Origin of the sequence: Streptomyces sp. NBC_00457, assembly GCF_036014015.1 — a bacterium.
Taxonomy (GTDB): Bacteria; Actinomycetota; Actinomycetes; order Streptomycetales; family Streptomycetaceae; genus Streptomyces.
The window spans coordinates 9929919-9955127 of sequence record NZ_CP107905.1; the positions used below are offsets into that span (position 1 = coordinate 9929919).

General features: G+C 71.0%; 23 protein-coding genes. 13 read left to right on the forward strand and 10 right to left on the reverse strand.

Going from position 1 to position 25209, the window contains the following annotated elements:
• Positions 1-89: 89 nt before the first annotated feature.
• Positions 90-1349, reverse strand: coding sequence for a streptophobe family protein (locus OG828_RS45315; RefSeq protein ID WP_328504435.1), 1260 nt, complete (start codon positions 1347-1349; stop codon positions 90-92).
• A 158-nt stretch (positions 1350-1507) separates the two neighbouring features.
• Here OG828_RS45315 and OG828_RS45320 point away from each other — a divergent pair, with 158 nt between their 5' ends.
• Together OG828_RS45320 and OG828_RS45325 are read left to right on the forward strand one after the other, a co-directional pair.
• Positions 1508-2662, forward strand: a complete 1155-nt coding sequence (locus OG828_RS45320; RefSeq protein ID WP_328504436.1) for a DUF6777 domain-containing protein — start codon at positions 1508-1510, stop codon at positions 2660-2662.
• 95 nt (positions 2663-2757) lie between these two features.
• Positions 2758-3213 (forward strand): ATP-binding protein, encoded by a 456-nt coding sequence (locus OG828_RS45325; RefSeq protein ID WP_328370560.1) that lies wholly within the window; start codon positions 2758-2760, stop codon positions 3211-3213.
• Positions 3214-3226: 13 nt separating this feature from the next.
• On the opposite strand, the gene OG828_RS45330 is transcribed toward OG828_RS45325, so the two are convergent.
• Positions 3227-4111, reverse strand: a complete 885-nt coding sequence (locus OG828_RS45330) for an RNA polymerase sigma factor SigF (protein ID WP_328504437.1) — start codon at positions 4109-4111, stop codon at positions 3227-3229.
• 407 nt (positions 4112-4518) lie between these two features.
• Between OG828_RS45330 and OG828_RS49735 the strand changes: the two genes are divergently transcribed.
• Complete coding sequence (locus tag OG828_RS49735) at positions 4519-4857, forward strand: helix-turn-helix domain-containing protein (RefSeq protein ID WP_443062535.1); 339 nt, start codon at positions 4519-4521, stop codon at positions 4855-4857.
• Positions 4858-4870: 13 nt separating this feature from the next.
• Here OG828_RS49735 and OG828_RS45340 read toward each other — a convergent pair whose 3' ends face one another.
• From OG828_RS45340 to OG828_RS45350, 3 genes are all read right to left on the reverse strand, one after another.
• Positions 4871-5473 (reverse strand): ClpP family protease, encoded by a 603-nt coding sequence (locus tag OG828_RS45340; RefSeq protein WP_328504439.1) that lies wholly within the window; start codon positions 5471-5473, stop codon positions 4871-4873.
• Between the two features lies 1 nt (position 5474).
• Entirely contained in the window at positions 5475-6128 is a 654-nt protein-coding gene (locus OG828_RS45345; protein WP_328504440.1) for a ClpP family protease, read from the reverse strand.
• Between the two features lie 174 nt (positions 6129-6302).
• Positions 6303-7511, reverse strand: a complete 1209-nt coding sequence (locus OG828_RS45350) for an epoxide hydrolase family protein (RefSeq protein WP_328504441.1) — start codon at positions 7509-7511, stop codon at positions 6303-6305.
• Between the two features lie 123 nt (positions 7512-7634).
• Between OG828_RS45350 and OG828_RS45355 the strand changes: the two genes are divergently transcribed.
• A complete protein-coding gene (locus tag OG828_RS45355; protein ID WP_328370577.1) occupies positions 7635-8117 on the forward strand; it encodes a VOC family protein in 483 nt (160 codons plus the stop codon).
• Between the two features lie 50 nt (positions 8118-8167).
• Here the strand turns inward: OG828_RS45355 and OG828_RS45360 are convergent, their stop codons facing one another.
• Positions 8168-9058 (reverse strand): aminoglycoside phosphotransferase family protein, encoded by an 891-nt coding sequence (locus OG828_RS45360; RefSeq protein ID WP_328370580.1) that lies wholly within the window; start codon positions 9056-9058, stop codon positions 8168-8170.
• Positions 9059-9278: 220 nt separating this feature from the next.
• Here OG828_RS45360 and OG828_RS45365 point away from each other — a divergent pair, with 220 nt between their 5' ends.
• The 6 genes from OG828_RS45365 to OG828_RS45390 are packed head-to-tail and all read left to right on the forward strand — an operon-like array spanning position 9279 to position 17112.
• Positions 9279-10862 (forward strand): ABC transporter substrate-binding protein, encoded by a 1584-nt coding sequence (locus tag OG828_RS45365; RefSeq protein WP_328504442.1) that lies wholly within the window; start codon positions 9279-9281, stop codon positions 10860-10862.
• 2 nt (positions 10863-10864) lie between these two features.
• Positions 10865-11821 (forward strand): ABC transporter permease, encoded by a 957-nt coding sequence (locus tag OG828_RS45370; protein ID WP_328504443.1) that lies wholly within the window; start codon positions 10865-10867, stop codon positions 11819-11821.
• Entirely contained in the window at positions 11818-12687 is an 870-nt protein-coding gene (locus tag OG828_RS45375) for an ABC transporter permease (RefSeq protein WP_328504444.1), read from the forward strand. The genes OG828_RS45370 and OG828_RS45375 overlap by 4 nt, the downstream gene beginning before the upstream one ends.
• Entirely contained in the window at positions 12687-14435 is a 1749-nt protein-coding gene (locus OG828_RS45380; protein ID WP_328504445.1) for an ABC transporter ATP-binding protein, read from the forward strand. The genes OG828_RS45375 and OG828_RS45380 overlap by 1 nt, the downstream gene beginning before the upstream one ends.
• Positions 14432-16438, forward strand: coding sequence for a CocE/NonD family hydrolase (locus OG828_RS45385; protein WP_328504446.1), 2007 nt, complete (start codon positions 14432-14434; stop codon positions 16436-16438). Before OG828_RS45380 ends, OG828_RS45385 begins: the two co-directional genes overlap by 4 nt.
• Positions 16405-17112 carry a TetR/AcrR family transcriptional regulator gene (locus OG828_RS45390; RefSeq protein ID WP_328504447.1) on the forward strand — a complete coding sequence of 236 codons (708 nt, stop codon included), beginning with the start codon at positions 16405-16407 and terminating at the stop codon, positions 17110-17112. Before OG828_RS45385 ends, OG828_RS45390 begins: the two co-directional genes overlap by 34 nt.
• Here the strand turns inward: OG828_RS45390 and OG828_RS45395 are convergent.
• The 3 genes from OG828_RS45395 to OG828_RS45405 all read right to left on the reverse strand — a co-directional run bounded on the left by OG828_RS45395 (position 17075) and on the right by OG828_RS45405 (position 20365).
• The gene (locus OG828_RS45395) at positions 17075-17977 is read right to left on the reverse strand and encodes an SGNH/GDSL hydrolase family protein (RefSeq protein WP_328504448.1); all 903 of its coding nucleotides are present in this window, start codon (positions 17975-17977) and stop codon (positions 17075-17077) included. The two genes, OG828_RS45390 and OG828_RS45395, sit on opposite strands and share 38 nt — an antisense overlap.
• 76 nt (positions 17978-18053) lie before the next feature.
• Positions 18054-19682 (reverse strand): hybrid sensor histidine kinase/response regulator, encoded by a 1629-nt coding sequence (locus tag OG828_RS45400; RefSeq protein ID WP_328504449.1) that lies wholly within the window; start codon positions 19680-19682, stop codon positions 18054-18056.
• 8 nt (positions 19683-19690) lie between these two features.
• A complete protein-coding gene (locus OG828_RS45405; RefSeq protein WP_328370603.1) occupies positions 19691-20365 on the reverse strand; it encodes a response regulator transcription factor in 675 nt (224 codons plus the stop codon).
• A gap of 561 nt (positions 20366-20926) precedes the next feature.
• On the opposite strand from OG828_RS45405, the gene OG828_RS45410 reads away from it, so the two are divergent.
• Both OG828_RS45410 and OG828_RS45415 read left to right on the forward strand, forming a co-directional pair.
• Entirely contained in the window at positions 20927-21724 is a 798-nt protein-coding gene (locus tag OG828_RS45410; RefSeq protein WP_328504450.1) for a VOC family protein, read from the forward strand.
• A gap of 46 nt (positions 21725-21770) precedes the next feature.
• Positions 21771-22460, forward strand: coding sequence for a ribonuclease H family protein (locus tag OG828_RS45415; protein WP_328504451.1), 690 nt, complete (start codon positions 21771-21773; stop codon positions 22458-22460).
• Positions 22461-22536: 76 nt separating this feature from the next.
• On the opposite strand, the gene OG828_RS45420 is transcribed toward OG828_RS45415, so the two are convergent.
• Positions 22537-23553, reverse strand: coding sequence for a LacI family DNA-binding transcriptional regulator (locus OG828_RS45420; RefSeq protein ID WP_328370611.1), 1017 nt, complete (start codon positions 23551-23553; stop codon positions 22537-22539).
• Positions 23554-23838: 285 nt separating this feature from the next.
• Here OG828_RS45420 and OG828_RS45425 point away from each other — a divergent pair, with 285 nt between their 5' ends.
• Positions 23839-25152, forward strand: coding sequence for an extracellular solute-binding protein (locus tag OG828_RS45425; RefSeq protein ID WP_328504452.1), 1314 nt, complete (start codon positions 23839-23841; stop codon positions 25150-25152).
• Positions 25153-25209: the final 57 nt, after the last annotated feature.

Below are 25209 nucleotides of genomic sequence, written 5' to 3' on the forward strand. Positions count from 1 at the left end.
GCCCCAAAGGGGCGCGGGGCTGTATTGACTTGCGGCTACCGCCGCGTGGGCGCGACCAGCCACAACGGCGCAGCAGCCGAAGAACAGCGTCAGGCCTGCCCCCGCCTCCGCACCCGCCCTGCCGGCAACGCCCCGAGGAAACCCGCCACCAACCCCCACAGCAGCGCCAAGCCCAGCGCCGACCACAACTCCGGCCGCAGAAGCAGCTCCCCGCCGAGATCGCCGCCCAGGTCGCCGATGCCGAGTACGGACAGCCCGTAGTGCGCGGAGATCCGGCCGACGAGGCAGACCATGAGAACCGTGAGGGCGAGCGCGACCGCCAGATGCACCGCGTGCTGCCACGCCCGCATCCGGCGCGGTGAACGGGCCGCCATCAGGAACGCGACGGCCAGCAGCAGTACCGCGTCGACGACCACGAGCCACCACACCCGCCCGTCCTGCTCGGCGAGCGTGCTCAGGTTGAGGGTGGAGACGTCCGGACCGCGCAGCACCTCGTCGAGGACATGCGGCATCGGCAGCCCGAACGGCCCCTCGACCTGGCCCTGCCAGGTAGCGCCGAGGCCGATGGTGAAAGCGAGCCAGACCAGGTTCGGCAGACCGAGAAGGATCACCGCGAAGGTCTCCGCGGCATGCCCGCGCGTCGCGGCGGTGACGAGGGCGATGACGAGGCCGAGAGCGACGTAGGAGAGGAGCAGGACGACCATGGCGTACGCGGCCGGGCGCACCGACTCCTGGAAGCGCAGCAGCCGGGGCGGCAGTGGTGCTCCGTGTGCGACCAGCAGCGCCAGCACCAGCACACCGGCCAGCCACAGCAAGCCGAACACGAGCGTCAGCGGAACATCGGTCTCGAAGCCGACCTTCGGCGTGATGCCGAACAGGTCGCCGATTTCCCCGAGCGTGTCGTCCCCGAGGGTGATCGTGAAGGTCTGACGCGCGGCGAGGGCGAGGCCGAGCAGCCCCAGCACCCACAGCGCGGCGATCCGGCCCGCCCAGCCCGCCAGCTCCCGGGCGCCTGCCACCGCCCGGTGCCGCAGCGGCCGTAGGAAACCGGCGGCGAGGACGAGGGCCCCGGCGAGCGTGACGGACAGCGGGATCACGGTGAGCCCTGCCGAACTGTCGGCCAGGCCCCCCGCGTCGCCCGACAGCTCGATGGTCCCGCCGACGGCCGTGACGACCGTCGCCGCCACCACCCGGGGGAACGCGCCGTCCGGCAGATCGGCCGCGCCGGCCGCCCAGAGTCCCAGAGCGGCGGTCACTCCCATCGCGATCAGCCCCGCCAGCACGACGGCGACGGCCTGGACCCAGCCGTGACGGGCGACCGCCTGGCCGGAGGGGGTACGAGCGCTCACGCTGCCACGCTAAGCAGGAGCCGGTGAGCTCGCCCGCCGGGAGGTCCGTCCGCGTCGGCTTGCGGGGGCCACCGCACCGGGGCACACAATGAGGATGTTGCGGAGAAATTGCATGATTGCCCGCCAACACTGACATTTCACGTCAGGAAGAAGAGCTCGTGAGCGTCGAACCGCCGTCCTCGGACCGCCCCACAGGACCACCCTCCGGTCCACTGTCGGGGCCCTCCCAGCCGCCGCCCCCGGGACCGCCGTCCCAGCCGGGCGGTGGCGGTGAGACGCCCGAATCCGGTCGGCCGTGGTGGAAGTCGGTGCCCCGTATCGCGGTGCTGGCCACCGTCGTGGTGGCTGCCGTCGTCCTGGCCGTCGTCCTCAGCCGCCCCGACGGCGGCTCGGGCAAGGGCAGCGAGGTCTTCCTCCAGGCCGCGGGCAAGACGGGCCCCGACCCCTTCACGGAGTCGACGGCGACCGACAGCTCGGCCCCGCCGGTCTCCCCGTCGCCCTCCCAGTCGGCGCCCTCGAACGCGGTGCGCGGCGTCGACGGCGGAGAGCCCGGCCTGTACGGCGGCACGCGCGACGTCGCCAGCTGTGACGTGGAGAAGCAGATCAAGGCGCTGGGGGCCGACCCGGACAAGAACCGGGCATTCGCCTCCGTCGCCGGCGTCGACTCGTCCGGCGTGCCCGCCTACCTGCGCTCACTCACCCCCGTACAGCTGCGCATGGACACCCGCGTCACCAACCATGGCTACCGCGACGGCGCCGCCACCAGCTACCAGGCCGTCCTGCAGTCCGGCACCGCCGTCCTCGTCGACGACCGCGGGGTGCCCCGCGTGCGCTGCGCCTGCGGCAACCCGCTCACCCCACCTGTCGCCCTGCGGACGATGCCGCGGCAGACGGGTGACTCCTGGCCGTCGTACCGGCCCTCGAACGTCGTCGTGGTCACGCCCGCGACGACGGTCATCAACATCTTCGTCGTGTACGACCCCGAGCGCGGCGACTGGTTCGCCCGGCACCGCGGGGACACCGGCGAGAAGGACCGGAAGACCGACCCGCCGGCGCGGCCCTCACCCTCGGTGAGCGTGTCGACGCCGACCTCGCCGTCGCCCTGCGACTCGAAGGCCGCCGACGGGGCGACCGAGTGCCCGCCGACGTCGACCGCCCCCTCCTCGGTGACCCCCAGCCCCGAGTCCCCGCCCTCCGAACCGACGACCTCGGAGCCTGAGACAAGCGTCGAACCGCCGTCCCCCGAGACCTCGCCGGCCCAGCCGCCGCCGGTCTCGGGCCCCACGAGCGCACCGGAAGCGCCCGCCGGCTGACCGGCTGTGCGGTTGCGGGGACTGCCGCGCGCCACTCGGGGTACGAGCACTGATGCAGCAGCGTCCGGCGAGCCCGGCTTCCGAGAGAGAAACGCATGATCGACAACCTGGACGGGGCAGTGGTAGCGACTGGTTTCGACGTGCCCGTGGAACCACTTCGGCGGGCGGCGCACTACACCGGCGAGCCGGGTTGTATCGCCGAGGCGCGGTCTTTCGCCGCGTTCTTCCTCGATCAGCTCAGAACCGAGTGGTGTGCCGAGATCGACGAGCGGGCCGAGGGCGCCCTGCTCCTGGTGGTGAGCGAACTGGTCACCAACGCCGACCGGCACAGCGACGGGCCGTACATCCTGGAGCTGGAGGGCACGGACACCGCGGTGTCGGTGTGCGTCTACGACAGCAGCGCCGCGCTGCCCCGGCGCTTCCCCCGGGATCCCGAGCGCGTGGGCCGGCACGGGCTGGAGATAGTGCACGCGCTCGCGACGGAGGTCGCCGTCGAGCGCGTGCCGGTCGGTAAGCGCGTGCGCGTCGTGGTGGGCCTGAGCTGCGACTGACGGCCCGACGCGGTCAGGCGCAGCCCAGCTCGCCCAGCATGCCGTGCCGCAGCCGCGTGATGATCCGCTTGATCAGCCGGGACACATGCATCTGGGAGCAGCCCAGCCGGGCGCCGATCTCCGCCTGCGTGGCCTCCTCCACGAACCGCATATGAATGATCTGCCGGTCCCGCTCGCTGAGTTCGGCCATCAGCGGGGCGAGCGACTGGCAGTCCTCGACGAGCCGCAGCCCGTCCTCCTCGACGCCGATGAAGTCGGCGAGCACCGCCTCCCCGTCCTCCGGGCCGTCGCCGGTGAGCGCGGCGTCCAGCGACGCGGAGTTGTAGCCGTTGGAGGCGACCTGGGCCTCGATGACCTGGTCCTCGTCGATGTTCATGAGCGTGGCGAGTTCGGCGACGGTGGGCTCCCGGTCGAGCCGGCCGGCGAGTTCGTCGCGTGCCTTGGCCAGGTCGACGCGCAGTTCTTGCAGCCTGCGCGGTACGTGCACGGCCCAGGTGGTGTCCCGGAAGAACCGCTTGATCTCACCGACGATGTACGGCAGCGCGAACGACGTGAACTCCACCTCGCGGCTGAGTTCGAACCGGTCGATGGCCTTGATGAGGCCGATCATCCCGGTCTGGACGATGTCCTCCATGTCGTCCCCGCGGCCCCGGAACCGGCCGGCCGCGAACCGCACGAGGGACATGTTCATCTCGATGAGTGTGTTGCGCGCGTACTGGTGGGCGTGTGTGCCCTCGTCGAGTTCCGACAGGCGCTGGAAGAACTGGCGGGACAATTCCCGCGCGTCCCGCGGAGCCACGGTCCGCGGGTTCTCGATGTCCGGCAGTGGTCCGATCCCCGTGCTGGTCCCGGCGGTCTGCTCGACCTCTGCCTCCGACCGCATCACGGCGGTGTCCATGTCGTCCTCTCCCCACGCGGGTCATGTGCGACTCCGGCTCGGTTCTTCATAAGCGGGTACCCCGGTCCACACGCCGCATGCCCATCTGGCCGCCGGGCGGCGGAAATTGAGTGGTGTGGGGCAGGTGGGTTCAGCGGCCGTCCACCCTCCGCCTCGGCGATTCCACCCAGGGCGGAATGCTGATCCCTTCCCCTGGAGTCGAGGGAATTTAATCTGGGAAGGTGAGCAACCAAGCGCCGAACCAAGCCCGCGTGATCCCTCTGCGCCCGCCGGCCCAGCGCCCATCGGCCCAACGCCCCCAGCTCGAACGCCCATCGGCCCAACGCCCCCAGGTCGAGCGCCCGTTGGCCCGACGCCCGCAGGCCGAGCACTCGTCAGCCGAGCGTCCGCAGTCCCAGCGCCCGTCGGTGACGCGCCCGGAGACCGGCGCTCGTCCCCTCGCGCCCGCCACCCCCAAGGAACCCAAGGAACCCCTCTGGCGCGACCTGATCGGCGACGTGCTGCGGCGCGAGCGGCTCGCGCAGGAGCGGACGCTCAAGGACGTGGCCGACGCCGCCCGTATCTCCATGCCGTATCTGTCGGAGGTGGAGCGCGGCCGCAAGGAGGCCTCCTCGGAGGTCCTCGCGGCCGCCGCCCACGCCCTCGGCCTGGGCCTCGGCGATCTGCTCTCGCTGGCGCAGAGTGAGCTCACGCGGAGCCGGGCCACGGGCATGTCGTCGTACAACGGCCTCTGCCTGGCCGCCTGACGGGACCGGCGCCTCAGACTCCCACCAGGCGCCGGCTCACCACCTCGTCGGCCAATCCGTACGCCACCGCCTCCTCGGCCGTGAACACCTTGTCGCGGTCCATGTCCGCGCGCAGCGTCGCGATGTCGTGGTGCGTGTGCCGGGCCAGCACCTCCTCCACCTGGGAACGGATCCGCACCATCTCCTTGGCCTGGAGCGCGAGATCGGAGATCGCGCCCCGGCTGCCGCCGCTGGCCGGCTGACCGAGCAGCACGCGCGCGTGCTCCAGCACGAACCGCCGACCCGGATCCCCTCCGGCCAGCAGTACGGCCGCCGTGGAGGCCGCCTGGCCCACGCAGAACGTCGAGACCGGCGCCTGCACGTAGGTCATCGTGTCGTAGATCGCCATCAGCGAAGTGAACGAGCCGCCGGGCGAGTTGATGTAGATCGCGATCTCGTTCTCCGGCGCCGACGACTCCAGATGGAGCAGCTGCGCGATGACGACATTGGCCACGCCGTCGTCGATCTCGGTGCCGAGGAAGATGATCCGCTCCGACAGCAGACGGCTGAAGACGTCGGAGGACCGCTCGCCGTGCGCCGTCCGCTCGACGACGTACGGAATCGTGTAGTTCGCCATGTCACAGCCCCATCCGTCGCTTCGAGGCGGCCGGGCGGGCGTCGGCGAGCGACTCCAGGACCCGGTCCACCATGCCGTACTCCATCGCTTCCTCGGCCGTGAACCAGCGGTCGCGGTCGCCGTCCCGGGCGATCGTGTCCGGTGTCTGGCCCGTGTTCTCGGCGAGAAGCCGCTCCATGGTCCGCTTGCTGTGGTCCAGGTTCTCCGCCTGGATCTCGATGTCGGCGGTGGTGCCGCCGATGCCCGCCGACCCCTGGTGCATCATGATCCGCGCGTTCGGCAGGGCGTACCGCTTGCCGGGCGTGCCTCCGCAGAGCAGGAACTGGCCCATGCTCGCCGCGAAACCCATCGCCAGCGTCGAGACATCGTTCGGGATCAGCCGCATCGTGTCGTAGATGGCGAGGCCCGCGTAGACCGAGCCGCCCGGACTGTTGATGTACAGGCTGATGTCCGTGCGCGGGTCCTCGGCGGACAGGATCAGCAGTTGTGAGCAGATCCGGTTGGCGGAGACCTCGTCGACCTGGGTGCCCAGCAACACGATGCGCTGGCCGAGCAGTTGGGCGGCGAGGTGGTCGTCGAGGCGGGTTGGAGGGGTGTCGCCCTCCTCGGCCCGTGGCATGAGGTCCGGCCCCCGGCCGGCGGTGAGTGGAGACATCGGCGCGCTCCTAGTCGAGATGTCGAGATGTCGACCCATCGACGTCGCGTTGTAGACGTCGATGGGTCGAGTCGCAGTGGCCTGCGCTCTCCACTCTCGGCCGGGAACGCCCCTCACCGGGGATTTCTCTGCCCGTGGCAGATTCGCCGTGGGCAGAGCCCTGCTCGCCTACGGTCAGCCGTCACCCTTCTCGCGCAGTTGCCGGAAGAACGCCCGCACGTCCTCGACCAGCAGATCCGGTTCCTCCATCGCGGCGAAGTGCCCACCGCGGTCGAGCTCCGTCCACCGCACGATGTTCTCCGTGCGGTCCCCCTTGTGCCGCAGCGCGATCTGCGGTTCGGCGGGGAAGAGGGCGAGCGCGGTCGGCGCGGTCGACGGCTGCCTGGGCGCTCCGGCCCGGTCGGCCGGGGCGTGCGCGCGCTCGTAGTAGATCCGGGCGGACGAACCGGCGGTCCCGGTCAGCCAGTACAGCATCACGTTGGTCAGCAGCCGGTCCCGGTCGACGGCCTCCTCGGGCAGCTCCGCCGAGTCCGTCCACTCCTGGAACTTCTCGACGATCCAGGCGAGTTGGCCGACGGGGGAGTCCGTGAGCCCGTACGCCACGGTCTGCGGCTTGGTGGACTGCAGGACGGCGTACCCCGTGCCCTCGCGGGACCAGGCGCTCCAGCCGCGCCAGGAGGCGAGCGTGCGCTCCCGCTCCTCGGGGCTCAGCGCGTCCAGCTCCTCGGCCGTCGGTTCATGGGTCGCCTGCGCGCCCGGCAGCAGATTGAGGTGCACGCCGATCAACCGGTCCGGGTAGGCGCGGCCCAGTTCGCGGGAGATGGCCGACCCCCAGTCACCGCCCTGCGCGCCGAACCGCTCGTAGCCGAGCCGCGTCATCACCTCGGCCCACGCGTCGGCGACCCGCCCCGCCTCCCAGCCGGTGTCCGGAGTGGGCCCCGAAAGCCCGAACCCCGGAATGCTCGGTACGACGACATGGAACGCGTCGGCCGGATCGCCCCCGTGTGCGGCCGGATCCGTCAACGGCCCTACGACGTCCAGGAATTCGACGATCGAGCCCGGCCAGCCGTGCGTGATGATCAGGGGCGTGGCGTTCGGTTCCGGAGAGCGGATATGCGCGAAGTGCACCTTCGCGCCGTCGACGGTGGTCGTGAACTGGGGCCACTCGTTGAGCTGAGCCTCGGCCGCACGCCAGTCGTACTCGTGCCGCCAGTACCGGGCGAGCTCCTGGAGGTAGTCGCGCGGGACGCCGTACGACCACCCCACCCCCGGAAGCATGTCCGGCCAGCGGGTGCGGTCGAGCCGGTCGTGGAGATCATCGAGGTCGCTCTGCGGGACGTCGATACGGAAGGGACGGATGCCGTCGGCGGGCGTCGATGTCATGCTCGCGATGCTATGCCGGGACCGTGTAACGGCCACGTGGATTAATCCGCCGCCCGACCGATGAGTTCTGGAGACAGGACCGGTCGATACAGGTGACCGCGTTCCATGCCCCAGGAGGTACACATGGCCACCGACGGATTCACCACGTGTCTCTGGTTCGAGGACCAGGCCGAGGAAGCCGCCCACTACTACGTCTCGATCTTCAAGAACTCCAGCATCGGCAAGGTGGCCCGCTACACCGAGGGCGCCATGCAGCCCGCCGGATCCGTGATGACCGTCGATTTCACGGCCAACGGCCAGCGGTTCGTGGCCCTCAACGGCGGCCCGCAGTTCAAGTTCACCGAGGCGATCTCCTTCATGATCGCTTGTGCGGACCAGGAAGAGGTCGACTTCTACTGGAACAAGTTCATCGAGGGCGGTGGCGAGCCCGGCCCCTGCGGCTGGCTGAAGGACAAGTACGGCCTGTCCTGGCAGGTCATCCCCGACCGCCTCATCGAGCTGACCACCGACCCGGACGTGGAGAAGGCCACCCGCGCGATCGGCGCCATGATGAAGATGGGCAAGATCGACATCGCCGCGCTGGAGAAGGCGGCGGCGGGGGAGTAGGGCACCCAGCGCGGTGACCGGTCGCCGAGCACCCGGCGGCCGGTCCGCCGCTACCCGGCCTCGGCCAGGATCTCCTTGATCACATGCCGTGAGTTTGCCGCCAGCGGCGGATTCGTCTCCCAGTAGAACGGCAGCTGGATCAGCGAGACCGACAGCGCCCAGCCCCGGCCCCGCGCCCACTCGGCGTCGTCGACACCGAGAGCGTGACGGAGGACGGGGCGGGCCGACGCCGGCAGGAGATTCCAGGCCACGATCAGATCCACGGCCGGGTCGCCGACGCCCAGGGTCCCGAAGTCGATCACCGCGCTCAGCCGTCCGTCGGCCACCAGCACGTTTCCGGGTGACAGGTCCCCGTGCGCCCAGACGGGCGGCCCGGCGTGCGCGGGGACCCGCAGGGCCGCTTCCCACAGCGCCGTCACCGCGTCCGTGTCGACGGCGCCCGCCAGCTGGGTGATCGCCTCACGCGTCGGCGCGTCCCGGTTCGCCAGCGGAATCCCCCGGTAGCCGATCGGAGCGCCCGTGGGGTCCACGCGGCGCAGGGCGCCGATGAACGCCGCCAGCTCCCCGGCCAGCGCCTCGGGATCGTCGAGCGCGTCGACGGCCGGATTACGCCCGTCCAGCCACCGGAACACCGACCACACCCATGGGAACCCGTCGCCCGCCACACCCCGCCCGACCGGCTCGGGCACCGGGGTCGGCAGCAGCGGCGCCAGCCGGGGCAGCCAGCGCTGCTCGTGCTCCACGTCGCCGACGGCACCGGGATGCCGGGGGAGCCGTACCACCAGGTCGTCGCCGAGCCGGAACATCGCGTTCTCGGTGCCGGAGGACTCCAGCCGAGCCACGGGCAGCCCCGCCCACTCGGGGAACTGCCGGGCGATCAGCCGGCTCACCAGGGCGGCGTCGATGTCCACTTCGTCCGGACGCATCTTCTGGGCACACATGGGCGCCATCCCACTGGTCAACGGCCCCCGCTGTCCAACGATTTCGCCGCCCCGCGGCGCCTCCTCCCGCACGTAACCAGCACGTTTCGCCGGTTAATTCCGGTTGATTTCCGCGCCCGAGGGGTTGGCGGGAAACCGACCCCTCGTTATCGTTCACGCACTCCACTCAATCGTTCCGCTGAACGAATGCTGAACGCATAGCGAGAGGGACGGTCGGTACATGTCCGACATCCACCACCCGGGACGGCGCTCGGTGCTTGCCGCAGGCGTGGCCTCGGCGGCGTCGCTCGGTGCCTCCTGGCTGCTGACCGGCTGCACGGGGGCCGCGTCCGCCCCCGTCCTGCCGTCCGCCGCGGCGAAGGGCGCCCCGGACCGCGGCGGCACCCTGCGCATCGCCCGGCCGCCCGCCTCGGATGCCGAGACGCTGGACCCGGCGAGCGCCCTGTCGGCGTACGAATACCTGGGCGCCCTCTACAACCGGCTGGTCCGCATGGACGCCAAGGGCCACCTCGCCCCCGACCTCGCACAGTCCTGGGAGCCCGACAGCAAGGCCCGCACCTGGACCTTCCGCCTCCGCAAGGGCGTTACCTTCCACAACGGCCGCGCCTTCACCTCCGCCGACGCGGCCTACACGCTCCGCCACATCCTCGACGAGGCGACCGCGTCCCCACAGGCGGCGGTACTGGCGCCCCTCATCGACCCGGACCGGCTGCGCACCCCCGACCCCCACACCCTGGTCGTCCCGCTCAAGACCCCGAACGCCGAGTTCCCGAGCCTCCTCACGCACTACAACTGCTACGTCGTCCCCGACGGCAGCGCGAAGTCCATCGGCCGCACCGGCATCGGCACCGGCCCCTTCAAGCTGGAGTCGTTCGCCCCCGCGGGCCCCGGCCGCGTCACCGCGTACCCGGACCACTGGGCGGGCGCTCCGGTCCTGGACGCCATCGCCTTCTACTCGGTCGCCGACATGTCCGCCCGCTCCAACGCCCTCCTCGCGGGCCAGGTCGACCTGCTCTCCCAGACCAACCTCGACTTCGCGACCGCCCGCGTGGTCGCCGCCTCCGACCGGGCCACCATCGCGCGCGTGCAGAACGCCCAGTGGTACGTCCTGCCGATGCTCACCACGGAGAAGCCCTTCACCGACGTCCGTGTCCGGCAGGCGATGAAGCTCGCGTACGACCCCGAGCACGTGGTGAAGGTCGCCCTTCAGGGCGCGGGCACCGCGGGCTGGGACAACCCGGTGCCGCCGAGCGACCCGGCCCACATCGCCGCGCACCCGAAGCACGATCCGGAACAGGCGAAGTACCTGCTCAAGAAGGCGGGCCAGGAGGGTCTTGCCGTGGACCTCTACACCTCGTCCTACGACCCCCTGTTCACGCCGATGGCGCTCGCCTACCAGGACTCGGCCGGACGCGCCGGCATCCGCGTCCGCGTCAAGACGGCTTCGGCGGACTCGTACTACACGCAGATCTGGATGAAGAAGCCGCTGATGGCCACCTACTGGTACACCGGCCGCCCCGTCGACCAGCTGCTGACGCAGATCTTCCGCAGCGGGTCGAGCTACAACGAAACCGCCTGGTCCGACAAGGACTTCGACGCCCTGCTCGACCGGGCGCGCGCCGAGACGGACGACGCTCGGCGCCGTGAACTGTACGGCCAGGCGCAGACGATGGTGATCGAGAAGGGCGGGGCGATGACCCCGATGTTCGCCGACCGGCTCGTCGGGATCTCGCGGAAGGTGCGCGGATACGCCGAGTACGGCTTCGAGTTCGACTATCTCGCCATCGGTCTGAAGGGAGCCTGAGCATGCTCTCCTTCCTGGCCCGCCGCATCGCCGCCGCCCTCGGCACACTCTTCCTCTCGTCCGTGCTGGTCTTCCTCGCCGTCCAGGCTCTGCCCGGCGACGTCGCCACCCAGGTCCTCGGCAGGGACGCCACCCCGGACGCGGTCGCCGCCCTCCGCAAGCAACTCGGGCTCGACCAGCCCGCCTGGGAGCGCTACGCGGACTGGATCGCGGGCGCCGTGCACGGTGACTTCGGCACGTCCCTCGTCGCCGGCGGGTCCGTGGGCGACGAGGTGTCGTCGTATCTCGCCAACTCGGCGCTGATAGCGCTGGTGACCGTCCTCTTCGCGGTCACCGGATCGATCGTCCTCGGCATCCTCGCGGGCCTGTACCGCGACCGCTGGCCCGACCACGTCATCTCCACCGTCAGCCTCGTCGGCATGAGCGTCCCCGAGTTCGTCGTGGCGACCGTGCTGGTGCTGTGCTTCTCGATCGCGCTGCCCTGGTTCCCGGCGGTCGTCCTCTACGGCCCCGACGCCACCGTCGGCCAACTCCTGCCCGCGGTCTGGCTCCCGGCTCTCGCACTCGCGGTCGTCCTGGCCGCGTACATCATCCGCATGGCCCGCACGTCGGTGATCGACGTGATGGCGAGCGAGTACGTCACGACCGCCCGTCTGAAAGGCCTGTCGACCTGGCGGGTGGTCACCCGGCACGCCCTGCCGAGCGCGCTCCTGCCCACCCTGCACGTCATCGCCCTCAACGTCGCCTGGCTCGCGGGCGGAGTCGCGGTCGTCGAGAACGTCTTCAACTACCCCGGCATCGGCAAGCTGATGCTCTCGTCGGTGCAGAACCGGGACCTGCCCGTCATCCAGGCCATCGCCCTGATCAGCGCCGTCGTCTACGTCGTCTGCAACCTCGCCGCCGACCTCGGCGCCATGGCCCTCAACCCCAAGCTCCGCACGCGCGGGAGGACCCGATGACCGCTCTCGCCCCGGCAGCCCCGGTGGCCGCCCGCGCCTGGCGCACCCTGCGCACGTCGCGCGTCGCCCTCATCGGCCTGTCGATCGTCGCCGTACACGTGGTGATCGCCCTGCTGGCCCCGCTTCTCACCTCCTACGACCCCATCGCCAACACCCCTGCCGAGGCACTGCTCGGCCCGAGCTGGGAGCACTGGGCGGGCACCGATCAATACGGCCGTGACGTCCTCACGCGGGTGCTGTACGGCGGCCGGTACGCGCTCGGGGTGTCCGTCGCCGCCACCGTGCTGACCGTTGCCCTCGGCACGGTGCTCGGATGCGCGACGGCGCTGCGCGGCGGCTGGTTCGACGACGTGCTGGGGCGGGTCCTGGACGCCCTGCTGTCCGTGCCGTCGATCCTCGCGCTGCTCGTCGTCGTGACCGCCCTCGGCACCGGCCCGGTGGTCATCGTGCTGGCCATCGCCATCGTGTCCGTCCCTCAGATCGTCCGGGTCGTGCGCGGCGCCGCCCTCGCGGTGGTCCCCGCCGACTATGTGACCGCGGCCCGGGCGCGCGGCGAGGGCACCTGGTCGATCCTGCGCCGGGAGGTGCTGCCGAACATCACGGACGTGGTGTGCGTGGAGTTCGCGATGCGGGCGTCCTGGGTCGTGCTGCTGATCTCCTCACTGTCCTTCCTCGGCTTCGGCGCCGACCCGCCGACCCCCGACTGGGGGCTGATGGTCGCCGAGAACCGCACCGCCATCACCGTCGTCCCGATGGCGAGCCTTGCGCCGATCATCGCCCTGGCCACGCTCGTGGTCGGGCTCAACCTCGCGGCCGACGGCCTGTCCAAGGCGTGGGGCGTGGACCGGATCAGGGAGGGCTTGTGATGACCCCGAACCCTGCGACCCCGAACGATGCGCCCCCGATCGTTTCCGTGAACTCCCTGTCCGTGGCGTACCGTTCGGGCGGCCGTGACGTGCCCGTCGTGCACGAGGTGTCCTTCGACGTCGCCGAGGGACGGACCCTTGCGCTGGTGGGGGAGTCCGGCAGCGGCAAGTCGACCGTCGCCGCGACCCTGCTGGGGCATCTGCGGCACGGGTCCCGGATCACCGGGGGCTCGGTGCGGGTGGACGGCTCCGATGTGTTCGCCCTGCCCGCACGGGAGTTGCGGCGGCTGCGCGGTGGGACGGTCGCCATGGTCGCCCAGAACGCGGGCCATGCGCTGACCCCCTCGATGCGCGTCGGGAAGCAGATCGAGGAGGTCGGCGGTGACGTCCCCGTCGTCGACCTGCTCGAACAGGTCCGGCTGCCGCGCGCCGCCGAGCTGGCCCGCCGCTACCCGCATGAGCTGTCCGGCGGCCAGCAGCAGCGCGTCGCCATCGCCATGGCCGTCGCGGCCCGCCCGAGGGTGCTGGTCCTCGACGAGCCGACCACCGGCCTCGACGTCGTCACCCAGCGCGGTGTCCTCGACCTGATCGCCGCGCTGCGCGACGAACTCGGCCTGGCGGCCGTGCTGGTGAGCCACGACCTGGGCGTGGTCGCGCACATGGCCGACGAGGTGACCGTGCTGCGGTCGGGGCAGGTCGTGGAGGCGGCACCGACCCGGAAACTCTTCCGGGCGCCCGAAGACCCGTACACCCGACGCCTGTTGGCGAGCGTCCCGCGTCTAGACGACGCCGGGCTCGCCGTCGTCGGGGAGGCGGGCGAGCGGGACCTGAGGCCCAAGGCGGAGGTGCCCGTCGATGCCGCGGTCGCCGTCCGCGCGCAGGACGTCACGATCGACTACGGCGCATCGCGCGCAGTGGACGGCGTCTCGTTCGACGTCCGGCGCGGTGAAGTCCTCGCCCTCGTCGGCGAGTCCGGCAGCGGCAAGTCGACCCTGGCCTGGACGCTGGCCGGGCTGCGCACACCGTCCGGCGGCACGATGACCCACGAGGCGGGAGACCTGGCCCGGCCCGCGCACGAACGGCCGCTCGCGCTGCGCCGCCGTGTGCAGTTGGTCTTCCAGAACGCGGACACCTCGCTCAACCCGCGGCGTTCGGTGGGGGACGCGGTCCGGCGGCCGCTGCGGTACTTCGGCACGGCGGGCGGCCGTGGTGAGGCGGCCGAGCGCGCCCGGCAGCTCATCTCCGACGTGCGTCTCGACCCGGCCCTCGCCGAACGGCTGCCCGCACAGCTCTCCGGCGGCCAGCGGCAGCGCATCGGTATCGCGCGGGCGCTCGCGGGCGAGCCGGACGTGCTGATCGCCGACGAGATCACCACGGCGCTGGACGTCTCCGTGCAGGCCGACGTCCTGCGGCTGCTCGACGATCTGCGCCGGGAACGCGATCTGGCCTGTCTGTTCATCAGCCACGACCTGGCCGTCGTACGCGGCATCGCGGACCGGGTGGTCGTGCTGCGCAACGGCGTCGTGGTCGAGGAGGGCCCCACGGAGGCCGTGTTCGCCGACCCCGGGCACCCGTACACCCGCCGGCTGATGGCCGCGGCCCTCGAACCGGACCCCGACGCGCAGCCCCTCGTCGAGAACGCCCCCGACTGGGAGGACGCCGCCGCACCGGACGACGTCTGGACCGACCTCGGAGACGGCCACCGGGTCCGCCGCTGGCGCTCCACCGCACTGGAAGGAGTTGTGTGAGGTACCGCGAGCAGTTCGACCGCCAGGTGATCCGCGAGGACGTCTGGATCCCCACCCGGGACGGCAGGACCCGGCTGCACGCCCGGATCTGGCGCCCGGCGGATGCCGAGTCCGACCCGGTGCCCGCGCTGCTCGAGTACCTCCCGTACCGCAAGAGCGACTGGACCGCCCCGCGAGACGCCCAGCGCCACCCCTGGTACGCCGGACACGGCTACGCCTCCGTCCGCGTCGACATCCGTGGCCACGGCGACAGCGAGGGCACCCCCGGCGACGAGTACGACGCGCAGGAACTCGCCGACGGCGTCGATGTCGTCAACTGGCTTGCCGAGCGGCCCTGGTGCACCGGCAAGGTCGGCATGTTCGGCATCTCCTGGGGCGGTTTCAACGCGCTCCAGATCGCCGCGCTCGCCCCGGAGCCGCTCAAGGCGATCGTCACCGTCTGTTCCACCGACGACCGCTACGACAACGACGTCCACTACACCGGCGGTGCGGTCCTCGGCATCGACATGCTCGCCTGGGCCGGCACCATGCTCGCCTTCGCCTCCCGCCCGCCGGACCCGGCGCAGGTCGGCACCGACCGCTGGCTGCCGATGTGGCGCGAGCGCCTGGACGCCCTCGAACCCTTCCTGCACACCTGGTTGGAGCATCAGCGGCGCGACGACTACTGGCGGCACGGGAGCGTCTGCGAGGACTACGGCGCCATCGACGCAGCCGTCCTCGCGGTCGGCGGCTGGAACGACCCGTATCGGGACACCGTGCTGCGGCTCGTGGAGCACATGCCCGCCGACCGGGTACGAGGGCTGATCGGCCCGTGGTCGCACCAGTACCCCGACCGCGGCCTCCCGCCCGGCCCGGCGATCGGCTTCCTCCAGGAGACCCTGCGCTGGTGGGACCAGCACCTCAAGGGCACGGACACGGGCGTCATGGGGGAGCCGCTGCTGCGCGCCTGGGTCAACGACCCGGTGCCGCCCGCCACTTCGTACGACGTGATGCCGGGACGCTGGGTGGGCGAGACCGACTGGCCGTCGCCGCACGTCACGTTCGAGGAGCGGGTTCTGGGTGCGGGCGCCGAGCCCGTCGTCGTACGGTCTCCGCTCCACACCGGCCTCGACGCCGGGCGCTTCTTCCCGTTCGGCAACGCGAGCGATCTGCCGCCGGACCAGCGTGCGGAGGACGGCCGTTCGGTGTGCTTCGACTCGGAGCCGCTGGCCGAGCGGGTGGAGATCCTCGGGCGGCCGAGGGTCAGGCTCCGGCTGGACAGCGCGACGCCGCGTGCGCATGTCGTCGTCCGTCTGTGTGACACAGCACCCGACGGCTCGTCCACGCTCGTCACCCGCGGCGTGCTCAACCTGCTCAGCAGGCACGGCCGTGACCGGGCCGTGGAGTGGGTGCCGGGGACGTACGAGGACGTCGAGTTCGAACTCACCGGCATCGGCTACGCCTTCCCGCCCGGCCACCGCATCCGCGTCGCCGTCTCCGACGCCTACTGGCCGTGGGTGTGGCCGCACGGGGAACGCGGCGAACTGCGCGTCGTACCGGCCGAGAGCGCCGTACTGCTGCCCGTACGCGAGGACGCCCCCGGGCCGCCGATCCTCTTCGAGGAGCCCGAGCAGGCCCCGCCGCTCGACGTCACCTACGACCGGCCCGCCGCACCCGCGCCCGAGCGGCTCGTCACGCATGACGTGGCGAAGGGGGAGTGGACGCTGGAGGTCGACCCCAACTACGGGGGTTCGCGGACGTATCCGGACGGGCTGCGCTACGAGGAGAGCGCACGGGAGACGTACCGGATCCGCGGCGACGATCCGCTGTCCGCGCAGGCGGTGTCGGAGTGGCACATCCGGCTGCGGCGCGGGGACGACTGGGACGCTGAGATCATGGCGCGTACGGAGCTGCGTGCGACGGCCGCGGACTTCATCATGGACAGTCGCATCGAGACCCGGGCGAACGGAGAGACAGTGGCCGAGCGCGCATGGCACCGCACCACCCCGAGGACTTCCGGATGACGCCCGCCAAGCCCACGCAGGCCGCCAAGTCCCCGCGCCGTGCCGTCGCCGCCGCCGACCGTACCCGTCAGCCCACCGAGGTGCGCCGCCGGCTCATCGTCGAGGCCGCCGTCCCACTGATCGCCGAGCGCGGCTACGCCTCCGTCGGGGTACGGGACGTGGCCGCCGCGGCCGGAGTCTCCGTCGGCACCGTCACGTACCACTTCGGCAGTGTGCAGGAGATCCTTTCCGAGGCGATGGTGCTGCACATCGAGCGCTACTACAGCGACCTGAGCGAAGCGGCCGAGCAGGCGGCCGGCGGGGCCGAGGCGCTGCGGCTGCTCGTCGACGCGCTGTTCACCGAGGACACCGACCGGCACTGGCGCATGTGGTTCCAGTACTGGAACGCGGGCGCCTCGGTTGAAGGGGGCCCGACGGACGAGGCCTTCGCCCGCGGGCAGGCCGAGCGGTACGAGGCCTGGCACCGGCAGATCCGCGCCCTGGCCGAACGGGGCGTCGCCGACGGCGAGTTCACCGGCGACGACCTCGACGGCTTCACCGCCCGCTTCGCCGCTCTCGCCGACGGACTCGCCCTGCAACGGCTGCGCCAGGCACCCCCGCTCAGCACCGCGGACGCCCGCCGTCATCTCAACCGGCTCATCGAGACCGAGCTCGTTCGCCGATCACCCGAGTGATCTCCCGGGCGATGCGCAGGATGCCGGGGGAGCGGACCGGGCACGGCTTCGGGGTGGAGGTCGTGGGCGCCAGACAGAAGTGCAGATAGTCGTCGCCGAAATGCAGCTCGGTCCGGTCGCCGCCCGGCTGGGTGCAGTAGTCGGGGTGCTCGCGCTCGTACGGCGTGCAGGGCAGGTACTTGGTCCAGGTGTAGCGGGCGCCGGCCGGGCTGACGGTCCTGCCCGCGTCGGCGACGACGTCACCCGAAGCGGCGGCCCGCTCTTCGTAGATGCCGTTCACACGCCGGACCCGGTCAGGGGTGATCGGGTCCGGTCCCTGCAACACCCAGACGATCCGCGGGCGCTCGGATCCTCCGGCCGCGGCGATCTGTTCGGTGAGGCGTTCGGCGTCAGCGGTGTACCGCGCGAAGTACGTGCTCGGAGCCTTCGCGTGGGTGATCCCGTCCATGCACCAGGTGTAGCCCCAGGCGTTGCCCCAGAACTGCAGCACCACGTAGTCCGGGCGCAGGGAACGCACCAGGGCGGCCGCCTTGTGCGCGTCCGGGACGAGGGAGCGCTTGTTGGTGCCCTCCAGGTAGTCGCAGAGCGTGGTGCCCGAGTACGGGGCACTGGTGTACTCGGCGTCCAGGTCCTTGCGCAGCTCCTGCCCCAGCACCTTCTGGTTCTCCATCGCCAGGGAGTCGCCGAGGTAGAGCACGGTGGGAGCCTTCACCGGCGTCGTCGGTGTGGCCGGCGCCTGCTGTCGTGTCGTGCCCCCCGGCGCGGAGGGGGTGGGCGGTGCCTTCTCCGGCTCGGACGCCGGATCCCCGCACGCGCCGAGCAGCACCCCGGCCAGCAGCACCCCCACGATCCACGGTCTCCGCATACAGCAACTCCCGCCCCGGACACGGAAAAGCGGCTCCCCAGGCAAGCACAGCCCGGCCCGAGGGGGAAGACACATGTCATGGATGCGCGAGTTGCTCCAGCAGATCGGTGAGCGGCAGCGGCTTGGCCAAGTGCGTGTCGAAACCGGCGGCGCGGGACAGCGCGCGATCGATGCCCTGGCCGAAGCCCGACACCGCGATCAGCCGGATCCGCTTGCCGTGTGGCCGGGCCCGCACGCCCCGCGCGACCGCGTAGCCGTCGATGTCGGGCAGGCCCAGGTCGCACAGAACGACGTCGAACAGGTCGGACTGTGTGGCGGTGAGCGCGTCGGCGCCCGTGTGCACGGTGGTGACATGGTGGCCCTGTCGTTCCAGCAGGGTGCGATAGGTCGCCGCCAGGTCGGTGTTGTCCTCCACGATCAGGACGGCGAGATGACGCCGGGGCGGCCGGACGGCGGACAGCGGGCGCGGTGGCTGCGGCGCCGTGGTGTCCGCCACCGGCATCAGCGCCGTGAACGTCGCGCCCTTGCCGGGCCCGTCGCTGTGTGCCGAGATGGTGCCGCCGTGCAGGTCCATGACCGTCCGCGCGACCGCGAGCCCCAGCCCGAGGCCCTCCGGGCTGCGGGGGCCGACCGGGGCCGCCCGCATGAACACCCCGAAGAGGTCCTCCGCCTGCCCGGGGTCGAAGCCGATGCCGTCGTCCCGCACGGTCAGCCGGACCTGGCCCTCCTCGACCGTGAGCCGCACCTCGGTGTGGCCGCCCGGCGGGGTGTACTTCAGGGCGTTCGACAGCAGGTTCGTCAGGACCTGGGCCAGCCGCAGCCGGTCCCCGTCCACCAGCACCGGCCCCGGCGGCAGGCTGACCTCCAGCGTGCGGTCCTCGTGCCCGAACAGGCCACGGATGTCGGCGCACGCGCTGTCGACAACGGACCGCAGATCGGTCCGCTCGCGCACCAGCTCCAGCCGGCCGGTCACCGCCCGGGTGCCGTCCAGCAGGTCGTTGCTCATCCGCACCAGCGTGCCCAACTGCCGTTCCAGCACCGACAGCGCCGGATGCCCGTCCGGCATGTCCAGCGCCAGCAGCTCGGTGGCCGCGGTCGCGGCTGCCAGCGGGTTGCGCAGCTCGTGCGAGAGCGTGGCGATGAACCGGTCCTTGGCCCGCTGCTCCTCCCGCAACCGCCGCCCCACCGCGTCCAGTTCGGAATTGGCCCGGCTGAGCTGCTCGTTCGCCTCGCGGATCTCCTGGGCGCGCACGAACAGGTCGATCTCCATGCCCTCGGCCGCCGCCGGCCGTGTCCGGCGCAGACGCACCAACTCCGTGACGTCCTCGACCCGGTGGATGATGTGCGTCACCTGACCCTCCGCACCGATGACCGGCGTGTTGACCGGGCTCCAGTAGCGCTCGGCGAACGCTCCCTCGTCGCCCGTGGGGATGTCGTACCGCTGCAACGCCATGACGTCCGTACGGCCGGTCGCCACCACCGTCTCCAGCGAGCGGCGAAGATTGGCGACGCCGTCGGCCGAAGGGTCGTCCGGGTTGTCGGGGAACACCTCGAAGATCGGCCGCCCGACGATCTCCCGCCCGGTGCGGGTGGCCGCCAGGTAGGCGCGGTTGACCTCGACGATCGTGAAGTCGGGGCTGAGGACCAGCAGCGGCGACACCGTGGCGTCGAAGAGCCTCTGGAAGTCCGGGCCGGTCGGCGGCATGGCGGCTCTCAGGGGTCGAGGCGGTAGCCGTAGCCGCGGACGGTGGTGATCCGCGGCGCCGGTGCGGGCAGGCACGCGAGCTTGCCGCGCAGCCGGTACACGTGCTCGATCACGGTCGCGGACTGCTGCCAGGCGGCACCCCAGACCTGTTCGAGCAGCTGCTCCGCCGAGAACACCCGCCCGGGAGCGCCGGCCAACACCTCCAGCAGCGCGTATTCCTTGGGGCGCAGTGTCAGCATCGTGCCGTCGGCGGAGGCCTGGCGGGCGCCCGTGTCGATGCGCAACGACCCGACCTGGAGGACTTCCGGAGTCTCGGGAGGCTGCGAGCGGCGCAGCACGGCCCGGATCCGGGCCACCAGCTCCCGCTGCGAGAACGGCTTGACCAGGTAGTCGTCGGCGCCGATCTCGAGCCCCGCCACGCGGTCGGCCTCCGCGCCACGGCCCGTCACCACGATCACCGGAAGACGGCTGGTGGAGCGCAGCGCGCGCAGCAGTTCGAGGCCGCTGCCGTCCGGCAGTCCCAGATCCAGTACGGCCAGGTCGACCCGTGCCTCGTACAGCACGGTCTTGCCCGCGCGGGCGTCCATCGCCCAGATGACGGTGAAGCCCTCACGCTCGAGATAGGAACGGCACATCAGTGCGAAGTCGGGGTCGTCCTCGATCAGCGCGAGGTGCGGACGCATTCCACATCACCGGCCCATCCGCCGCTCGTGGCGTTGTGTCGCCGATGAGCGGGCGTTGATGCCCCGACCATGTGGCGAAGGTAGAACAGTAATCGCCCAGGGTTCAAGGGGGGAGCCACCCAGGGGGAGGTCCGGCGCGGGCGGTGCGGTGCGGGGATGACGAAGTCGCCGCACGCGCCCGTGCCGGATCTGCTACGTGTCGTCTTCGGCCGGTCGCGGAGCCGCACGCCGGCCGTCTCGCAACGGCGATCGCCTACGCTTCCGGCCGGACTCCGTCGCCGACCCGAGAGTGACACGTCGTACGTCGACGACCTGCTCCCCCTCTCCTTCATCGGCCCTACGGTCCTGAACGCGGCGCCCCCGGCACCGGCACCGGTCTCCGCACGAACCGGAGGGGCCCCTCCTCGACGGGCGCTGGTCGCTCCACGACCCCGTCCCCCTCCAGTCCGGAGCGGAGTCACGCATTCGGCGCGCGGTTCGGCCGGCGGGTGGATAGCGTGAGAATCCGGACAGCCAACCCACCCGATTCGGACAAGCCAACACACCGAGAGGGCCGCAGTCATGGCGGTACAACCTGAGGGAACCCCCTGTTGGGCCGATGCGATGTTCAGCGACGTCGAGGGGGCGAAGAGCTTCTACGGCGACGTCCTCGGCTGGACGTTCGGCGAAGAGGCGACGGAGTTGGGCAACTACACCCAGGCCTACGTGGACGGCAAGGCGGTCGCCGCCGTCGTACCGCCGATGCCCGGCCAGGAAGACCAGTCCCAGTGGTGTCTCTACTTCGCGTCGCCGGACGTGGCCGCCACCGCCGCCAAGATCCGTGACAACGGCGGCCAGGTGGTGATGGAGCCGATGGCGGTGGGCGACTTCGGCAGCATGTGCCTGGCGAGCGACCCCGGCGGCGTCGTGTTCGGCGTGTGGCAGGCGGGCACCCACGAGGGGTTCGAGGCGCCGATGGACCAGCCTGGCGCGTTCTGCTGGGCGGAGATCTTCACCCGTGAACCCGAGAAGTCGGACACGTTCTTCCCCGCCGTCTTCCCGTACACGTCCCAGCAGATGGACGACGACGAGATGGACTTCCGGGTCTACAACGTCGCAGGCAACCCCGCCCTGGGCCGGATGAAGATGACCGAGGACTTCCCGCCCGAGGTGCCGCCGTACATCAACGTCTACTTCGCTGTCGCCGACTGCGACGACGCCGTCGCCAAGGCCACCAAGCTCGGCGCGATCCTGCGGTTCGGGCCGATGGACAGCCCCTTCGGACGGTTCGCGGCGCTCACCGATCCGCAGGGCGCGAACTTCTCGGTGATCGACACCACGACCATCCAGGGTGAGATGCCGGGGCTCACCGACGTCTGACCCACACCACATTCAGAGCCCAGCCTGTCCATGGCATGATCGGCACATGCGTGAACGACTGGTGGCCGCGTGCGACGGGGCTTCGAAGGGAAACCCCGGACCGGCGGGCTGGGCCTGGGTGGTCGCCGACGGGGCCGAGACCCCGAGCCGCTGGGAGGCGGGGCCGCTCGGCAAGGCGACCAACAACGTAGCCGAACTCACCGCGCTGGAACGCCTGTTGACGGCTGTGGACCCGGACGTGCCGCTGGAGATCCGGATGGACTCGCAGTACGCGATGAAGGCCGTCACCACCTGGCTGCCCGGCTGGAAGCGCAACGGCTGGAAGACCTCGGGCGGCAAGCCCGTCGCCAACCAGGACCTCGTCGTCCGCATCGACGCACTCCTCGACGGCCGCAAGGTCGACTTCCGTTACGTCCCCGCCCACCAGGTCGACGGCGACCCGCTCAACGACTTCGCCGACCGGGCCGCCAGCCAGGCCGCGATCGTCCAGGAACCCGCGGGCAGCGACCTCGGCTCACCCGAACCGCCGCCCTCACCCGACACCCCGGCCTCCGGCGCCCCGCGCCGCAAGGCGGCCGCCGCGGCCCGGCCGCGCAAGGCCGGGAGCTCCTCCCGCACGATCAAGGCGAAGTTCGCGGGCCGCTGCGTGTGCGGCCGCTCGTACGCCGCCGGGGAGCCCATCGCCAAGAACGCGCAGGGCTGGGGCCATCCGGAGTGCCGTACGGCGGACGCCTGATCAGACCGGCCGTACGTCCTGCCGCGGCTTCATCGTCTCGTTGATGTCGGTGGCGTGGCGGCCGGGGCGTCCGCGCTCATGACGATTCGCGTACGACGAGCTCAGTGGGAAGCGTGACGCGCCGACGCGGCTCGTCGGGATCGCCGATCTCCTCCAGAAGGATCCGGGCGATCATGCTGCCGATCTCCTCGACGGGCTGACGCACGGTGCTGAGGGGCGGATTGGTGTGGCGGGCGATGATGGAGTCGTCGAATCCGACCACGGCCACGTCGTCGGGGACGCTCCTGCCTTGCCTGCGCAGCTCCGCCAGTGCCCCCGCAGCCATGACGTCGGAGGCGACGAACACGGCGTCGAGCTCGGGGACGTGTTCAAGGAGTGAACGCATCGCCGCCTCGCCGCCCTCCTCGGTGAAGTCGGCCGAGGCCACGAGCCGGTCGGTGACCTCGTGGCCCGCCTTCTCGAGGGCCTCGCGCCAGCCCTGGAGCCTGCTGCGCGCCACGTCCATGTCGAGCGGTCCGCTGATGGTGGCGACGGTCCGCCGCCCTCGCGTCAGGAGGTGGTTGACGGCCGCAGCGGCACCGCCGGTGTTGTCCGAGTGCACGTGGCTGAGCGACTCGTCGGGGGAGCGGCGCCCGGCGAGCACCGTGGGCAGTCCCATGTCCTCCAACAGCCCCGGCAGCGGGTCGTGTTCGTGCACCGAGACCAGGAGCACCCCGTCGACACGCCGCTCCGCAACCGACTGGGTGAGCTGGTCGCGCTCGGCCTGGTCGCGTACGAGCACCAGTTGGAGCTGCGTGCGGGTCTCCGCGAGGGCGGTGCTGACCCCGCGGATGACCGCCGAGAAGTAGGGCTCCGCGCCCAGTCTGCTCTCCGACTCGGGGATCACCAGGGCCACGGAGTTCGTCCTGCTCGTCACCAGTCCCCGGGCAACCGAGTTCGGGACGTAGTTCAGCTCGGCGATGGCGGCGAGCACGGCGGCCCTGGCCTTCTCACTGACGAGCTCGGAGCCGTTGATGACTCGTGAAACCGTGGTGCGTCCGACACCGGCGCGCGCGGCCACGGTCTTGATGGTCGGGAGTTGTCTGTCCCCCATGACGCCTCCCTCGCTCGGCGCGGTCCGGACGGCTTTCACCTGCGCATTGTGCCAGACCCGAGGAGAGCGCCCGCAGGGTCCGGGGCTCGGGGCCATGACATCTTTCCGCAACGAAGTGGATTCAACTTCTTGACAGACGCCTTCTGGGGCGGCGAGGCTGCGGGCTCCTAGGTGGGCACGTTCCCACCATCAGTTGGGAACGTGCCCACCGGACAAATCGCGCCTACGGAGCGGTCCGTGGGGCTCGAACTCCGGTGCGTCAGCGCCGCCGCTATGGAGGACGAAATGGACAAGTTCCGAAGGAAGTTGCGTACGAGGGTCGTGGCCGCCGTGTCGGCCGCGTCGGCTCTCGGTCTGGTCGTGGGCTGCGGGGGCAGCAGCGATGGGGGGACCGGTGGGGGGAGGGACGGCGACAAGGTCACCATCACCATGGGGCTGTTCGGCGTCATGGGCTTCAAAGAGACCGGGCTGCTCGACAAGTACATGAAGGAGCACCCGAACGTCGTCATCAAGGCGGACGTCGCGGGCGACGAGCAGACCTACTACACCGCCCTGCAGACCCACTTGGCCGCCGGCAGCGGGCTGAAGGACATCCAGGGCATAGAGATTGGTCGGGCCAAGGAACTGTCCGACACCCAGAAGGACAAGTTCGTCGACCTGGCCGGCGTGGCCGGGACGGACCACTTCCTTCCTTGGAAGCAGAGCCAGGTCACCGCCTCGGACAGGAAGGTCATCGGCCTCGGCACCGACATCGGCCCGATGGCGGTCTGCTACCGCAAGGACCTCTTCGAGCAGTCCGGCCTGCCCACCGACCGCGACGAGGTCGCCAAGCTGTGGGAGGGCGACTGGTCGAAGTACGTCGACGCGGGCAAGCGGTTCAAGCAGAACTCGAAGGACGACAAGGTCGCCTTCATGGACAGCTCCAGCGGGCTGTTCAACGCCATGATCTACGGCGACTCCCAGCAGTTCTACGACAAGAAGGGTGAGCTGGTCTACGCCACCAACCCTGTCGTGAAGGACGCGTGGAAGCTGGCCTCCGAGGCGGCCACGTCCGATCTGACCGCCAAGCTCCGCCAGTTCCAGCCCGGTTGGGACCCCGGTCTGGCCAACAGCACCTTCGCCAGCACCGTCTGCCCGGCCTGGATGCTCGCGCACATCAGCGAGAAGGCGGGCCCGAAGAACAAGGGCAAGTGGGACGTCGCGAAGGCGCCCAAGGGCGCCAACTGGGGCGGATCGTTCCTCGGCGTGATGGAGAAGAGCCCCGTCAAGAAGGAGGCGCAGGAGCTCGTCGCCTGGCTCACCGCCCCCGAGCAGCAGGCCTTCCTCTTCAAGGAGATCGGTAACTTCCCCTCGTCGCAGACCGCGTTGAAGATGCCCGAAGTGGTCGACGCCAAGTCGGACTACTTCGGCGGCGCGCCCATCGGGAAGATCTTCGGCGCCGCGGCCCAGGAGATCCCCGACGAGCAGGTGCTCGGCCGCAAGGACGGCACCATCAAGGACATCTTCTCGCAGGGGCTGACCTTGATCGAGGCGCAGAACAAGAGGCCGAACGAGGCGTGGAAGACCACGGACGAGCGCATCGAGAAGGCCGCCGGCTGAAGCTCCGCTTGCAGTGCCGCGATATGCCGTTGATCGTCTGCGGCGCCGTCGTGGCTG